The organism is Xanthobacter aminoxidans (genome assembly GCF_043193615.1).
Taxonomy (GTDB): Bacteria; Pseudomonadota; Alphaproteobacteria; order Rhizobiales; family Xanthobacteraceae; genus Xanthobacter; species Xanthobacter aminoxidans.
In genome coordinates, this window is the sequence record NZ_JBAFUS010000001.1 from 1,773,128 (window position 1) to 1,786,353 (window position 13,226).

Annotated in this window: 15 protein-coding genes; 8 read left to right on the plus strand and 7 right to left on the minus strand. The window is 69.2% G+C overall.

Annotated features, from left to right (window positions below; translation table 11 throughout):
• Positions 1 to 38: 38 nt before the first annotated feature.
• The 3 genes from soxB to soxY all read right to left on the minus strand — a co-directional run bounded on the left by soxB (position 39) and on the right by soxY (position 2,720).
• Complete coding sequence (soxB, locus tag V5F74_RS08125) at positions 39 to 1,733, minus strand: thiosulfohydrolase SoxB (RefSeq protein WP_394007272.1); 1,695 nt, start codon at positions 1,731 to 1,733, stop codon at positions 39 to 41.
• Positions 1,734 to 1,834: 101 nt separating this feature from the next.
• The gene (soxZ, locus tag V5F74_RS08130; RefSeq protein ID WP_250167219.1) at positions 1,835 to 2,164 is read right to left on the minus strand and encodes a thiosulfate oxidation carrier complex protein SoxZ; all 330 of its coding nucleotides are present in this window, start codon (positions 2,162 to 2,164) and stop codon (positions 1,835 to 1,837) included.
• Between the two features lie 82 nt (positions 2,165 to 2,246).
• Positions 2,247 to 2,720 carry a thiosulfate oxidation carrier protein SoxY gene (gene soxY, locus V5F74_RS08135; protein WP_374250041.1) on the minus strand — a complete coding sequence of 158 codons (474 nt, stop codon included), beginning with the start codon at positions 2,718 to 2,720 and terminating at the stop codon, positions 2,247 to 2,249.
• 256 nt (positions 2,721 to 2,976) lie between these two features.
• Here soxY and soxA point away from each other — a divergent pair, with 256 nt between their 5' ends.
• Together soxA and soxX are read left to right on the plus strand one after the other, a co-directional pair.
• Positions 2,977 to 3,807, plus strand: a complete 831-nt coding sequence (gene soxA / locus V5F74_RS08140) for a sulfur oxidation c-type cytochrome SoxA (protein ID WP_394007275.1) — start codon at positions 2,977 to 2,979, stop codon at positions 3,805 to 3,807.
• Positions 3,808 to 3,821: 14 nt separating this feature from the next.
• Positions 3,822 to 4,448 carry a sulfur oxidation c-type cytochrome SoxX gene (gene soxX / locus V5F74_RS08145; RefSeq protein ID WP_394007277.1) on the plus strand — a complete coding sequence of 209 codons (627 nt, stop codon included), beginning with the start codon at positions 3,822 to 3,824 and terminating at the stop codon, positions 4,446 to 4,448.
• A gap of 42 nt (positions 4,449 to 4,490) precedes the next feature.
• Here soxX and V5F74_RS08150 read toward each other — a convergent pair whose 3' ends face one another.
• Entirely contained in the window at positions 4,491 to 5,054 is a 564-nt protein-coding gene (locus V5F74_RS08150) for a SoxW family protein (protein ID WP_029555579.1), read from the minus strand.
• 17 nt (positions 5,055 to 5,071) lie between these two features.
• Complete coding sequence (locus V5F74_RS08155) at positions 5,072 to 5,800, minus strand: cytochrome c biogenesis CcdA family protein (protein ID WP_029555580.1); 729 nt, start codon at positions 5,798 to 5,800, stop codon at positions 5,072 to 5,074.
• Positions 5,801 to 5,917: 117 nt separating this feature from the next.
• Here V5F74_RS08155 and V5F74_RS08160 point away from each other — a divergent pair, with 117 nt between their 5' ends.
• The 3 genes from V5F74_RS08160 to V5F74_RS08170 all read left to right on the plus strand — a co-directional run bounded on the left by V5F74_RS08160 (position 5,918) and on the right by V5F74_RS08170 (position 7,900).
• Positions 5,918 to 6,310, plus strand: coding sequence for a thioredoxin fold domain-containing protein (locus V5F74_RS08160; RefSeq protein ID WP_038192615.1), 393 nt, complete (start codon positions 5,918 to 5,920; stop codon positions 6,308 to 6,310).
• 32 nt (positions 6,311 to 6,342) lie between these two features.
• A complete protein-coding gene (locus tag V5F74_RS08165; RefSeq protein ID WP_024280680.1) occupies positions 6,343 to 6,714 on the plus strand; it encodes an ArsR/SmtB family transcription factor in 372 nt (123 codons plus the stop codon).
• Positions 6,715 to 6,793: 79 nt separating this feature from the next.
• Positions 6,794 to 7,900: a YeeE/YedE family protein gene (locus V5F74_RS08170; protein ID WP_024280681.1), complete on the plus strand. Its 1,107-nt coding sequence runs from the start codon at positions 6,794 to 6,796 to the stop codon at positions 7,898 to 7,900.
• A gap of 9 nt (positions 7,901 to 7,909) precedes the next feature.
• Here the strand turns inward: V5F74_RS08170 and V5F74_RS08175 are convergent, their stop codons facing one another.
• Positions 7,910 to 9,253 (minus strand): ATP-binding protein, encoded by a 1,344-nt coding sequence (locus tag V5F74_RS08175; RefSeq protein WP_394007280.1) that lies wholly within the window; start codon positions 9,251 to 9,253, stop codon positions 7,910 to 7,912.
• Positions 9,250 to 9,912 (minus strand): response regulator, encoded by a 663-nt coding sequence (locus tag V5F74_RS08180; protein WP_394007282.1) that lies wholly within the window; start codon positions 9,910 to 9,912, stop codon positions 9,250 to 9,252. Before V5F74_RS08180 ends, V5F74_RS08175 begins: the two co-directional genes overlap by 4 nt.
• Before the next feature lie 76 nt (positions 9,913 to 9,988).
• On the opposite strand from V5F74_RS08180, the gene dsbD reads away from it, so the two are divergent.
• The 3 genes from dsbD to V5F74_RS08195 are packed head-to-tail and all read left to right on the plus strand — an operon-like array spanning position 9,989 to position 13,146.
• Positions 9,989 to 11,809: a protein-disulfide reductase DsbD gene (dsbD, locus tag V5F74_RS08185; protein WP_394007284.1), complete on the plus strand. Its 1,821-nt coding sequence runs from the start codon at positions 9,989 to 9,991 to the stop codon at positions 11,807 to 11,809.
• Between the two features lie 22 nt (positions 11,810 to 11,831).
• On the plus strand, positions 11,832 to 12,461 hold the full coding sequence (locus V5F74_RS08190; protein WP_394007286.1) for a DsbA family protein: 630 nt from the start codon (positions 11,832 to 11,834) through the stop codon (positions 12,459 to 12,461).
• A gap of 7 nt (positions 12,462 to 12,468) precedes the next feature.
• The gene (locus V5F74_RS08195) at positions 12,469 to 13,146 is read left to right on the plus strand and encodes a L,D-transpeptidase (protein WP_394007288.1); all 678 of its coding nucleotides are present in this window, start codon (positions 12,469 to 12,471) and stop codon (positions 13,144 to 13,146) included.
• Positions 13,147 to 13,226: the final 80 nt, after the last annotated feature.

Here is a 13,226-nt window from a genome sequence, read left to right on the forward strand (position 1 = left end):
ATTTCGATTGGAATCGTGTGCCGGAGGGGCGTTGCGCCTCACGCACCCGTCACCTTCACCGAGGCGTTGGGGGCGATCTTCACGGCCTTCGTGTCGGTCACGTAGCGCTCCACCAGCTCCCACACCGGCGGGCCTTCCACATTCTGGGCGATGGAGGCCCAGCCGGCGACCGTATAGGCCTTGTCGGCCTCCAGCGGCTTGCCGGTCTTGAGGAAGGTGAGGTCGGAGATGCGTTGGCCGGAGCCCTTCGACACGTCGATGGCGTAGCCCACCCCGCCGACGCGCACCATGTCGCCGCCGCCCTGGAAATAGGGATCGGGATTGAAGATGTTGTCGGCCACGTCTTCCAGCACATCCTTCAGCTGCTTGCCGGTCATGGTGTTGCGGTAGCAGGCGGGATAGGTGATGGCGGTGGCGTTGGCCACGGCATCGAAGGTGATGGGATCGCCCGGCAGCAGCGTGCCACCCCAGCGGAAGCCGGGGGAGAGGGCGATCTCCGCGTCGCGCTCCTTCATGATCGCATCGCAGATCATGTCGTCGAACGTGCCGTTGAAATTGCCGCGGCGATAGAGAAGGCTGTCGGCGCGGCCGAGTTCGCGGGAGAGATCCTTGGCGTAGGGCGCGCGGATGTCCGTCACGAGCTTCGCCATCTCCGGGTCCGGCGTGATGACGTCCGAGAACACCGGAATGAGCTGGAAGCGATAGCCGGTGACCTTCTTGTCCTTCACGTCGAGATCGAGGCGGGACACGAACTTGCCGTGGGAGCCGGTGGCCACCAGCAGCGCCTTGCCCACCTCCACCACGCGCGGCATGGCATCGTGGGTGTGGGCGGTGAGGATCACGTCGATGCCGGAGACGCGGGACGCCATCTTGCGGTCCACGTCGAAGCCGTTGTGGGAGAGCACCACCACCGCATCGGCCCCGCCGGCGCGGGCGGCGTCCACCTGCTTCTGCATGTCCTCCTCGCGGATGCCGAACTCCCAGTCCGGGATCATCCAGCGCGGATTGGAGATCGGGGTGCGGGGGAAGGCCTGGCCGATGACCGCCACCTTCGCGCCGCCCTTCTCGAAGGTCTTCGCCGCCTCGAATACCGGCTCCTGCCACTCGGCGGAGCGCACGTTCTGGGCGAGGAAGGCGAAGGGCGCCTTCTCCTTGATCTCGGTCACGCGGTCGGCGCCGTAGGTGAATTCCCAGTGGCCGACCATGGCATCCGTGCCGAGGGCGGAGAACACCTTCACCATGTCCTCGCCATGCGTCTTCAGGGAGGACCAGGAGCCCTGGAGCCCGTCACCGCCGTCCAGCAGCAGCACCTTGTCCGCGCCGCGCTCGGCCCGGATGGCCTTCACCAGAGTGGCGATGCGGTCCACCCCGCCCATGCGCCCATAGGTGTGGGCAAGCTGGGTGAAGTCTTCGGAGGTGAGGGAATAGGCGTCGCGGGTGCCGCCCTTCAGCCCGAAATACGTGAGGAAAGCTGCATCCGTGAGGTGCGGCGGCACGCCCCGCGCCTCGCCCACGCCGAGATTGATGGAGGGCTCGCGGAAATAGAGCGGCACGAGCTGGGCGTGGATGTCGGTGATGTGCAGGATGGTGAAGGTGCCGGCATTGCCGAACTTCAGCAAATCCGCCTGGCTCAGCGCCTGCGCGCCGACCGCCTGCGCCAGCCCGGTGCCGGACGCGGCGAGCAGGCCGGCGAGGGCCGTTCCGGCGGACAGAAAATCGCGCCTTGAGATCATGAGGGCCACGCTTTCTCAGGTCATGGCGGGAGCGCCCGCCGGATCGCGAGATCCGATGGCACGTCCACCGACAACAACGGAACAATGCGAGGGGCGTCGCCTCAGGCGACGGTGAGCTTCGCGGTGGCCTTCTGCTCGGCGCCGCCGTCATCCTTCCAGGTGAAGGTGAACTCGCCGCTCTCCTTCGCCTTGAAGAAGAAGGACTGGTAGGGGTTCGCCGAAATGGAGGTGAACCACTCCGCGGTGAAGAAGGGCTTGCCGTTGAAGGCGGCCTGGAAGGTGTTGATGATGTCGCGCGGCACGGTCTTGCCGGCGGCGTCCTTGCGCTGGCCGCTTTCCATCTCGTGCGAAATCAGGGTCTTGATCTCGATGATCTCGCCCGCCTTGGCCTGGGCAGGCACGCGCACGCGCGGCTGGGACTTGAGGGCCATGGGTTTCCTCCGGTTTCTGCTCGGCGGCGCTCCGGCGCGCGCCTGTTCTGTTCTTGTGTTGTCTTGCGATTCGTCTTGGTCGTCAGCCGCCGCAGCCGCCGATGGTGACTTTCACCTGCACCTTGGCCGAATAAAGCTGTCCGTTGGACATCTCCGCCACGGCGATGACGTTCTGCGTCTGCGCGAGGCGCATACGGGTGGAGGCGGAGGCTTTTCCGCTCTCGGGGGTGAAGTGATAGGTCACCACCTGCGGCAGCGGATTGCCGTCGGCGAAGACGTGGACGGACTTCACGAAGTCCGCCTCGGTCATCGGGCTTTCCACATCGATGTTGATGGGCACGACAAGGCCGTTCTCGGCGATCTCGGGCATGTCGAGCTTGATCTTGCCCTCGCCCATGGCCTTGCCGGCGAACAGCTTCTTCATTTCGTCCGCCACCTGCGCCTCGGTGGCGAGCGCCATGCGCGGCGCCAGCACGGCGGCGAATGCGGCAAGGCCGGCGAGCTTCAGCGCGCGGCGTCGCGTGGAGACAAGGGTGACGTCGAGACGGGGCGGCATGCGTTTTCCTCCTGGCACGACCGGCGCTTGAGGGCCGGCTTTTGGCGTTGTTCTTGTTGAATCTCGTCCCCGTGACGGCGGTGGTCTCGGCGGATCAATTTCACATATTGTGATATCGAATTTTTTGAATGTAAAGTAGCTCCTATCCGCCGATCGCATCCATCTATGAGGGATGGAGCGTCGCAGGTGGATCGCCGCGGCTCAAGGGCTTCAACGAGAAGGCCCCAGGCCCCGGACGTCTCGCTGGGGAGGATACATGCGACCCAAAGCCACGATTCTCACATGCCTGTGCGCCCTCGCTCTGGCGCTCTTGCCCTTCGTCACGGCCCGCGCGCAGGAGGACGCGAGCGAAAAGGAGATCGAGCGCTACCGCGCCATGATCAACGATCCCATGGCCAATCCCGGCTATCTCGCCGTGGACCGCGGCGAGGCCATCTGGGCCGATCCGCGCGGCACCAAGAACGTCTCGCTGGAGGCCTGCGACCTCGGCCAGGGGCCGGGCAAGCTGGAAGGCGCCTACGCCGCTTTGCCGCGCTATTTCGCCGACGCCGGCAAGGTCATGGACCTCGAACAGCGCCTCTTGTGGTGCATGGACAAGATCCAGGGCGTCGACATCAAGCCCATCATGGCCAAGCCCTTCTCCGGCCCCGGCCGCGGCTCGGACATGGAGGACCTCGTCGCCTTCATCGCCAACAAATCCAACGGCATGAAGATCAACATTCCCCTGGCTGATCCGAAGGAGAAGGAGGCCTATGCCATTGGCGAGGCGCTGTTCTACCGGCGCTCGTCCATCAACGACTTCTCCTGCTCCACCTGCCACGGCGACCCCGGCAAGCGCATCCGGCTCCAGGGGCTGCCGCAGCTCGACAAGCCGGGAAAGGATGCCCAGCTCACCATGGCCTCCTGGCCCACCTACCGCGTCTCCCAGAGCTCGCTGCGAACCATGCAGCACCGGCTGTGGGACTGCTATCGCCAGATGCGGATGCCCCCGCCGGACTATGCCTCCGAAGCCGTCACGGCGCTCACCGTCTTCCTGCAGGCGCAGGCGGCCGGGGGCGAGCTGAACGTGCCGTCCATCAAGCGCTGAGGGGAGGAAGAGCCATGAAGACAATCATCATCGCCGCGGCGCTTCTTCTTCCGCAGATCGCCCCCGGAATCGCGTTCGCCCAGCAGATCCCCCCTGCCCCGCCCGCCGTGGTGGACAAGGTGGTGAAGGAGAGCTTCACCAAGCTGCCCGACGGCTGGGCCGCCCGGCTCGTGCCCGATGAGACCATGGAAATCTGCTCGGTCACGCGCAACCAGCCCTCCGCCAAGCAGGCGGAGGCCATCATGGCCCGCGAGGCCAAGACGGTGAAGTATCCGCAAGGCAGCGTGCTCGGCGACTGGAAGAAGGGCGCGGAAGTCGCGCAGAACGGCCGTGGCGGCCAGTTCTCCGATCCGCCCGGCACGGTGAGCGGCGGCAATTGCTACGCCTGCCACCAGATGGACCCGAAGGAAGTCAGCTACGGCACCCTCGGCCCAAGCCTCGTCAACTATGGCGGAGAGCGGAAATTCTCAGCCGAGGATGCCAAGGCCGCCTATGCCAAGGTCTACAACGCGCAGGCCGTGTTCGCCTGCTCGCCCATGCCGCGCTTCGGGCATAACGGGGTGCTCAGCGAGGAGCAGATGAAGGACGTGGTGGCCTATCTGTTCGATCCCAACTCGCCGGTGAACAAGCCGGCGAAATGAGGTGACCGGCGGGGGCGCTCCGATGCCCCCGCCTTTCCCTTTTCAGCCCTTGCCCTGCCGGCCGAGCCACGCATCGAACGGCTCGCGCGCATAGGCGCCTTCGGCCACATAGCGGAACAGCGCGGAGAATTCCGGGCGCGGCAGCAGGCCCGGCATGCGCGCGACTTCCCTGGGCTTTCCGTCCACCTCGGCGAAGAACTGGAAGGTGGGCGTGGCGCGGATGCGCTCGCGCTGGCCGAGCGCCTTCTCGCTGAGCTTCGCGCCATCGAGAAACGTCACCTCCCGCGCGCCGAACAGATCGAGATGCACGATGTCGAACGCCTCCCTGATGGGCGTCTCGATGGCCGGATCGGCGAAATAGACGGTGTGCAATTCCTTGCAATAGATGCAGCCGCGCTGGCTCCACTGCAGCGCGAAGCCGCGCCCCTTCCCGCGCGCGGCGGCGAAGTCTTCCGGCAGGTCGAGGAAGCTGTCCACATACCAGTCTTCGGTATAGAGCCCGTCGTCGCCGAGGTGCGCCTTGGCCTGCGCGGCGGCGGGTACGAGCGCCGCAAGCCCCGCCGAAGCCTTCAGGAGGCGCCGGCGGCTAAGCGTGAGGTCTGCCATGGGGAGGTCCTCCTGTCCTATCCGATGGTGCCGAGGCCGGGCGCGGCGTCCAGCAGCCATTGGGCGATCTCGGGCATGAAGCCGGTCATGAAGGCGATGCCGGTGAGGATGAGCAGCCCGCCGGCGATCTTCTCCACGAGGCCGAGCCGGCTGCGCGCCGCCCGCGTCCAGGCGAGGAACCGCTCGGTGAAGGCCGCGGCGATGAGAAAGGGAATGCCGATGCCGGCAGCATAGATGGCGAGCAGCAGCATGCCCCGCCCCACCGATGCCTCGGCCCCGGCGACGAGCAGGATCGCCGCCAGCACCGGCCCGACGCAGGGCGACCAGCCGAAGCCGAAGGCGAGCCCCACCACGTAAGGTCCGATGAGCCCCGCCGGCCGCGCCATGGGCTCCAGCCGCGCCTGCCTATAGAGCAGCGGGATGCGGATGAGCCCCGTCATGTGCAGCCCGAACACCACCAACAAGGCGCCGGAGAGCAGCGTCAGGGTCTCGATATGATCCATCAGCACCCGCCCCAGCGAAGAGGCGGTGGCCCCGAGCAGGATGAAGACGGAGGCGAAGCCGAGGACGAACAGCAAGGCCGCGCCGAGGATACTGCGCCGTACGGGCGTGGTGCCCTCCCCGTCCTCCGCCGCCGCGCCCGCGAGGAAGCCGAGATAGGCCGGCACCAGCGGCAGCACGCAGGGCGAGGCGAACGAGAGGAGACCGGCAAGGAACGCCCCTGCGAGGCTGACATCGAGAGACATGCTCCTCCCCGATCGTTGGAAACCGCGTCGGTTCAAGGTGCGCGGATTGGTCCTTGCCCAAGATATATGCGAATGCGATAATATGTCTTGTGAAATCCACGTCTGGATTGTGAATTCATGCGCCCTTCAGCGGTCCTGATGCTCGCGGCCGGCCTCATCACGGCCGGTCTTTCGGTGTTTCTCGCGCCTGCTGCCTCGGCGCGGGAGCTGCTGATGTTCGAGCGCAAGGGCTGCGCCTATTGCCTGAAGTTCGACCATGACGTGGCGCCCATCTACGAGAAGACCGACGAGGGGCAGCGCGCGCCGCTCCGCCGGGTGGACCTCTCCAGCGGTGCGCCGGGCGACGTGGTGCTGGCCGCGCCGGTGCGCTTCACGCCCACCTTCGTGCTGGTGGACGAGGGGCGCGAAGTCGGGCGCATTACCGGCTATGCTTCAGATGAAGCATTCTGGGGCCTGCTCGGCTCGATGCAGAACACGATACAGGACAGGATGGCAGGCGCGCGGCCGTGAGGCCGCCCCGCCAGGATTGAGAAGGCAGGCACATGTCGATCGTTTCCAGGCGCCTTGAGGACGAGCTGCGGGAAGGCCCGGAGATTTCGCCCGAGCTCGACCGCCTCATGCGCAACGCCCGCAAGGCGAGCGACTTCCTCAAGGCGCTCTCCCACGAGAACCGCCTGCTGCTGCTGTGCCTGCTGGCGGAGGGCGAGCGCTCGGTGACGGAGCTGGAGAACATCCTGTCCCTGCGCCAGCCCACGGTCTCCCAGCAGCTGGCGCGCCTGCGCCTCGACGATCTCGTCACCACGCGGCGCGACGGCAAGACCATCTATTACAGCCTCGCCAACGATGATGTCCGCCGGGTGATCTCGGTCATCTACGACATGTATTGCGGCACGCCCGCATCGGACGCAAAGTAAGCTCAGTAAAAATGCGCCGGGCCGGCGACGGGACGCTCCATAAGTCCCGCTCCGGCCATCTCAGGGAGGAAGGCGCGCAATGGATGTTTCAAGCCCCTGGTGGACCGCGCTGGCCGGTCTCGCCGTGGGCGGGGTGGTCGGCTTCGCCGTGTTCCGCGCCCGCCTGTGCACCTTCGGCGCGCTGGAAGACGCCATGGTGGGCCACGACTGGCGCCGCATGAAGGTGTTCGCGCTCGCCCTCGGCCTCGCCGTGCTGGGCACGCAGGCCCTCACCATGGCCGGCATTCTCAGCCCCGACCGCACGAACTACGTCACCACCGCCCTACCCTGGCTCGGCATCCTCACCGGCGGCGTGCTGTTCGGCCTTGGCATGGCGCTGGTGGGCACCTGCGCCTTCGGCTCGCTGGTGCGCCTGGGCTCGGGCGACCTGCGCAGCCTCGTGGTGCTGCTGGTGTTCGGCGCGGTTGCCTACGCGACCTTGCGCGGCATCTTCGCCGGCATCCGGGTGGACGGGCTGGAGCGCGTCGCCCTTCTGCTGCCGGCCGGTACCGCCAGCGACCTGCCCTCCATCATGGGGCGGCTCACCGGGCACGATTTCAGGGGCATCCTCACCGCCGTCGCGGGCGTCGCGCTGGTGGCGCCGGCCTTCGCCGACCGCAGGCTGCGTCGCGCCGGACGGCTGATGACAGCGGGGGTGATGCTGGGCCTCGGCGTGGTCGCCGGCTGGCTCGCCACCACCTGGCTGGTGGATGAATTCGCCCACCCCATGGCGCCCCAGAGCCTCACCTTCGTCTCGCCGGTGGCCCGCGCTTTGTTCGGCGTGCTGTTCGAGCCCACGAGCCTCGCCGAGTTCGGCGCCGGCAGCGTCTTCGGCGTCGCCCTCGGCGCCTTCGCCGCCGCCCGCCTCGCGGACGAATTCCGCTGGGAAGCCTTCGACGACCCGCGCGAAATGAAGCGCCATCTGCTCGGCGCGGTGCTCATGGGCTCCGGCGGCATCCTCTGCGGCGGCTGCACCATCGGGCAGGGGCTGACGGCCGGCTCCCTCTTCGCCTTGTCCTGGCCGCTCGCGGTGGCGGGGATGGCGGTCGGCGCGCGGCTCGGCATCGCGCTGCTGATGGAAGGCTCGCTCACCGGCTTTGTGCGCCAGAGCGTGGCCGGCCGCTTCGGCTTCCACAACAAGCCCTGAGGACGCGCCTCAGGCGGCGGCGCGCGGCCACACGATGGTCGCCCTCAGGCCGGCGCCATCGCGGCGGTTCTCCAGCGTGAGCCGGGCACCGGCGCGGGCGGCGGCCATGGTGGCGATGGTGAGCCCGAGGCCGCTTCCTGCCCCGCTGCGGCTGCGGCCCCGGTAGAAGCGGCGCGTCACCAGCGGCAGTTCGTCCTCGGGAATGCCCGGCCCCTCATCCTCCACGCACAGCCCGCCGGCGCAGGGACGCCACGCGATGGCGCCGCCGGCCGCATGTTCGACGGTGTGCTCCACCGCGTTCTCGTGCAGGTTCCGCAGCATCAGATGCAGCGCCTCGCGGTCGCCCTTCAGCTTCACGGTGTCGAGGGCGTCATCCACCACCACATGCGCCGTCCCGGGCTTCGCCGTCTGGCGCACAATGTCGCGCAGCAGCGCCCCGGCCTCCGTCTCACCGGAGGCTTCCAGCGGCGGGGACGGTGTGCCTTCCAGCTTGGCCAGCGCCAGCAACTGCCGCACGAGGCGGGTGGTGCGGTCCACCGAGACGAGGATCTGCCGCAGCGCGCCTTCCCGCGTCGGCGCGTCGTGCGCCGCCAGCGCGATCTGGGCCTGCGTCTTCAGGCCGGCGAGGGGCGTACGCAATTCGTGGGCGGCGAAGGCGGTCACGTCGCGCTCCTGCCGGCGCGCGGCCTCCACCTTGGCGAACAGGCCGTTGATGGCCTCCAACAGCGGGCGAATCTCGGCCGGGGCCGCGGCGGGCGCCACGGGGCGCATGTCCTCGCCGTCGCGGGCGGCGATGTCGCCGGCCACCGCATGAAGCGGCGCGAGCCCCCGGCCGACGCTGATCCAGATCAGCAGGCCCAGCAAGGGCACGATGAAGATCACCGGCGCCAGCAGTCCCGCCACCAGATCGCGCACCAGCCGGTCGCGCAGGCCGATGCGGTCGCCCACCATCACCCGCACGCCCTTGTCCGGATCGAGGATGGTGTAGACCCGCCAGGGCTCGCCATTCACCGTGCGCTCGGAGAAGCCTTCCGCGGGCCCCGCCAGCGCCTCCTCCGGCGCACCGCCGGATTTCGCCACGAGGCGGCCATCCAGCGACCAGATCTGGCAGGAGAGCTGGCGCTCGTAGCCGACCTCCGGCGGAACTGTGGCCTGCGCCACGGCCTCGGCGGCCGCGATGTTGCCGCCGGCCACCAGCGAATGAACCATGCGCGCCGCCTCCTGCAGGCGGGTGTCGAGCACGTGCTCCAGCTCGCTGCGGCTGGAGGCGTAGATCCAGCCGGTGGCGCACAGCCAGATGACGCCGGTCGCCGCCAGCAGGATCAGCACCAGCCTGCGCTTGAGCGAGCTCATGCCGGCCCCCTGACGCGATAGCCGAGGCCGCGCACGGTCTCGATGGTCTCGCGGCCGACCTTGGCCCGAAGGTTGTGGATGTGCACCTCCACAGCGTTGCTCTCCACCTCCTCCTGCCAGCCATAGAGCCGCTCCTCGATCTCCATGCGGGAGCGGATCACGCCGGGCCGCTCCATGAGCGTGGAGAGCACCGCGAACTCGCGCCGCGACAGGGCGATGGACTGCCCGTCCAGCGTCGCCGCGAGGGTGGCGGGATCGAGCACCAGAGCGCCCACCTTGAGCAGCGGGCCGGCGCGGCCGTGGCCGCGGCGGGCGATGGCGCGCACGCGGGCGTTCAGTTCGTCGAGGTCGAAGGGCTTGCCGAGATAGTCGTCGGCGCCGCCATCGAGGCCGCGCACCCGGTCCGGCGCCTCGTCGAGGGCGGTGAGCAGGAGAACGGGCGTCGTGTCGCCCCGCGCGCGCAGGCCGGCGAGCACGTCGAGACCGGAGCCGTCCGGGAGCATCACGTCGAGCACCACCGCATCGAAGCGCGCGGCCGCGAGCGCCGCCCGCGCATCGGCGCAGGTCGTCGCATCGTCCACCGTCGCCCCGGCGAGGCCGAGCCCCACCTTGAGGCCGTCCATCAGGATCGGATCGTCCTCGACGACCAGTATGCGCATCACACCGCTCTCCTTGCCCCTTCCCTTCTACCCCGACCTTAAGGCCCGCTTAAGGTGGGCATCCGAGGGAGCGGTCATGGTCGCGAACACGCTCCGCTCTCCCCTGTCGCTCCTCCGCCGCGCGCGCATCGTGCTGGCGCTGGCCGTGCTGTCGGCCACCGGCGCCGCCCCCGCGCTGGCGCAGGGCCGTATCCTGAAGGCCGACGAGGCCTTCACCGTTTCGGCAACACGGGGGACGGACGGCAACCTCTCCCTGAACTGGCGCATCGCGCCGGGCACCTATCTCTATCGCGAGAGCCTGAAGGCCGGGAAGGACGGCGCCGCCGTGCCCCTCGCCTTGCCGCCGGGCGAGGAGAAGGATGATCCGAATTTCGGGCCGGTGGAGATCTATCACCGGTCCGTCACCGCGCAGGCCACCGGCCTGCCGGCGACGGGGGCGCTGGACGTCTCCTTCCAGGGCTGCGCCGAGCAGGGGGTCTGCTACCCCGCCGTGATACGGCGGGTGGATCTGGCGACGCTCGCCATCACCACCGCTCCTCCGCACGCCGAAGCCGCGCCCGTGGAGCAACCAGCCTCCCCGGCCGCAGTGCCCGAGGCCGCAGCGCCCGAGACCCCAGCGCAGCCCGGCGCCATGGATGCGCTGTTCCACAGGGGCCTGCTGCCCCTCCTCGGCGCCTTCTTCGGCCTCGGGCTGCTGCTCGCCTTCACGCCCTGCGTCTTCCCCATGCTGCCGATCCTCTCCGGCATCCTCGCGGGCGGCGGAGCGAAGCCGACACCGGCCCGCGGCCTCGCATTGTCCGGGGCCTATGGTCTTGCCATGGCCGCCGCCTATGGCGTGCTCGGCATGGGCGCAGCCTGGACCGGCGCGAACCTTCAGGCGGCGCTGCAGACGCCATGGGCCATCGGCCTGATGGCCGCCGTGTTCGTCGGGCTGGCCGGCGCCATGTTCGGCCTGTTCGATCTCGCCGTCCCCTCCGGGCTGGCGGCGCGGCTGCCGTCGGGCGGGCGCGGTTCCATTGCAGGGGCGGCGGGGCTCGGCTTCGCGTCGGCGCTGGTGGTGGGGCCGTGCGTGACCCCGCCGCTCGCCGCCGCCATGCTTTATGCGGCGCAGACGGGCGATGCCGCGCGCGGCGCCTCCGCCTTGTTCATGCTCGGCCTCGGCATGGCCGCGCCGCTGGTGGCGGTGGGGGCATTCGGCGCGCAGATCCTGCCCCGCTCGGGACGCTGGCTTGTCGCCATCAAGCAGGGCTGCGGCGTGCTCTTCCTCGCCATCGCCGCCTGGCTCGCGGCGCGCGTGCTGCCCGACGCCGCCGGCCTTGCCCTCTACGGCCTGCTCGCCCTCGGCCTCGGTGTGTTCGCCGGCGGCTTCGATACGCTGACCTCCGACGCCGATGCCGGCCGCCGGATCGGCAAGACGGCCGGCATCGCCGCCGTGGCGGGCGGGCTCCTGCTGCTGGTCGGCGCGGCCGGCGGGGCCAGTGATCCGCTGCGGCCCCTCGGCTTCCTCGCCGCATCGGTCCGCCCAGTCCCTGCGGAGGCACGGGAGGTGCGGGTGTCGTCCCCCGCGGCGCTGACGCAGGCGCTCGCCGACGCCGGTCAGGACGGCCGCCCCACCCTCGTCTCCTTCACCGCCGACTGGTGCACGGTCTGCAAGTCCAACGAGGCGGCGATGGCCGCGCCGGCCGCCGCCGCGCGCCTGTCGGGGCTCGATCGCATCGCCGTGGACGTGACCCGGTATGGCGACGGCGCGCAGGCCCTCATGGGCCGCTACGCGGTGATCGGCCCGCCGACCCTGTTCCTCCTCGATCCCACCGGACGCGAGGTGCCGGGCTCGCGCCACGTGGGCGCGCTGACCCTCGCCGATATCGACCGCCTCGCCCTTGAGGCAGGGCTCTGACCCCATGACCGAAGGACACCCCATGCAACGCAGGGACTTCATCCGCATCGCCGCGCTCGCGCCCCTGATGCCGGCCGTGCTGACGGCAGCAGGCACCGCATGGGCGGAAGGCGTCGACGTCAACGCCATCCTCCGCGACCCGGCCGCGCCGACGTTCGGCAATGCGGAGGGCGACGTCACCATCGTCGCCTTCCTCGACTACAACTGCCCCTTCTGCAAGAAATCGGCGCCGGACCTCGCCCGCGTGGTGAAGGAGGACGGGCACATCCGCCTCGTCTACAAGGACTGGCCGGTGCTCACCGAGGCTTCGGTCTACGGCGCGCAGCTGGCGCTCGCGGCCACCTATCAGGATCGCTACGAGAGCGTCCACAATGCGCTGATGGCCATCCCCGGCCGCCGCATCGACGAACAGACCATGCTGAAGGCGGTGGCCGGCTCGGGCGTCGACCTCGACCGGCTGATGGCGGATCTCAAAGCCCACATCGCCGACATCGGCGCGCTCCTGAAGCGCAACGCCGCGCAGGCGGATTCGCTCGGGCTCAGCGGCACGCCCACCTATCTGGTCGGCCCGCTGCTCGCCTCCACCCTTGACTACTCAAGCTTCAAGCGCGCCGTGGCCCAAGCCCGCCGCCGCCAGACCGCAGGGGAGTGAGCCGGCCTTGGATTCCCTTCCCGCGTCCCCCCTGCTGTCCCGCCGCGGTCTCTTCACCACCCTCCTCCTGCCGCTGGCCCTCGGGGCCTGCGTGACCACGCAGGACGAGATGCCGGTGAAGGCACCGCGCGTCGCCCCGGCCGATGCCGCGCGCTATGGCGCGCTGGAGGACGGCGGCTTCCGCATTCCCGCCGCCGATCCGGACGACATCAAGCCGCGCAACGTCCGCCAGCTGGTGAACAACCCCACCGGACAGGAGCCGGGCACGCTGGTGGTCGATCCGAAGAACCGCTTCCTCTATCTCGTGCAGGAGAACGGCAAGGCGCTGCGCTACGGCGTCGGTGTCGGCCGCGAAGGGCTCGAATTCTCCGGCACGGCGAACGTGGGCAACAAGCGCGAATGGCCGAGCTGGCGGCCCACCGACGCCATGATCGCGCGCGAGCCCGCCAAGTATCGCCCCTGGGCCGGCGGCATGGCCGGGGGCGAGACCAATCCGCTGGGCGCCCGTGCGCTGTATCTCTTCAAGGACGGCAAGGACACGCTCTACCGCATCCACGGCACCAACGAGCCCTGGACCATCGGCGAGGCGGTCTCTTCCGGCTGCATCCGCATGATGAACCAGGACGTGATCGACCTGTACCGCCGCGTACCCAACGGCACGAAGGTGGTGGTGCTTCCCGTCTGAGTTCTTCCAACCCATCCCCTTTCCACCCGTCCATTGTCCCGCGACGGGGGGATGCGCGAGCGCCCGGACCCTGCACGGTC

Excerpts from the sequence above, each read along its gene's own strand:
- soxB (WP_394007272.1), bottom strand. The coding sequence starts at position 1,733 with ATGATCTCAAGGCGCGATTTTCTGTCCGCCGGAACGGCCCTCGCCGGC.
- soxZ (WP_250167219.1), bottom strand. The coding sequence starts at position 2,164 with ATGGCCCTCAAGTCCCAGCCGCGCGTGCGCGTGCCTGCCCAGGCCAAG.
- soxY (WP_374250041.1), bottom strand. The coding sequence starts at position 2,720 with ATGCCGCCCCGTCTCGACGTCACCCTTGTCTCCACGCGACGCCGCGCG.
- soxA (WP_394007275.1), top strand. The coding sequence starts at position 2,977 with ATGCGACCCAAAGCCACGATTCTCACATGCCTGTGCGCCCTCGCTCTG.
- soxX (WP_394007277.1), top strand. The coding sequence starts at position 3,822 with ATGAAGACAATCATCATCGCCGCGGCGCTTCTTCTTCCGCAGATCGCC.
- V5F74_RS08150 (WP_029555579.1), bottom strand. The coding sequence starts at position 5,054 with ATGGCAGACCTCACGCTTAGCCGCCGGCGCCTCCTGAAGGCTTCGGCG.
- V5F74_RS08155 (WP_029555580.1), bottom strand. The coding sequence starts at position 5,800 with ATGTCTCTCGATGTCAGCCTCGCAGGGGCGTTCCTTGCCGGTCTCCTC.
- V5F74_RS08160 (WP_038192615.1), top strand. The coding sequence starts at position 5,918 with ATGCGCCCTTCAGCGGTCCTGATGCTCGCGGCCGGCCTCATCACGGCC.
- V5F74_RS08165 (WP_024280680.1), top strand. The coding sequence starts at position 6,343 with ATGTCGATCGTTTCCAGGCGCCTTGAGGACGAGCTGCGGGAAGGCCCG.
- V5F74_RS08170 (WP_024280681.1), top strand. The coding sequence starts at position 6,794 with ATGGATGTTTCAAGCCCCTGGTGGACCGCGCTGGCCGGTCTCGCCGTG.
- V5F74_RS08175 (WP_394007280.1), bottom strand. The coding sequence starts at position 9,253 with ATGAGCTCGCTCAAGCGCAGGCTGGTGCTGATCCTGCTGGCGGCGACC.
- V5F74_RS08180 (WP_394007282.1), bottom strand. The coding sequence starts at position 9,912 with ATGCGCATACTGGTCGTCGAGGACGATCCGATCCTGATGGACGGCCTC.
- dsbD (WP_394007284.1), top strand. The coding sequence starts at position 9,989 with ATGGTCGCGAACACGCTCCGCTCTCCCCTGTCGCTCCTCCGCCGCGCG.
- V5F74_RS08190 (WP_394007286.1), top strand. The coding sequence starts at position 11,832 with ATGCAACGCAGGGACTTCATCCGCATCGCCGCGCTCGCGCCCCTGATG.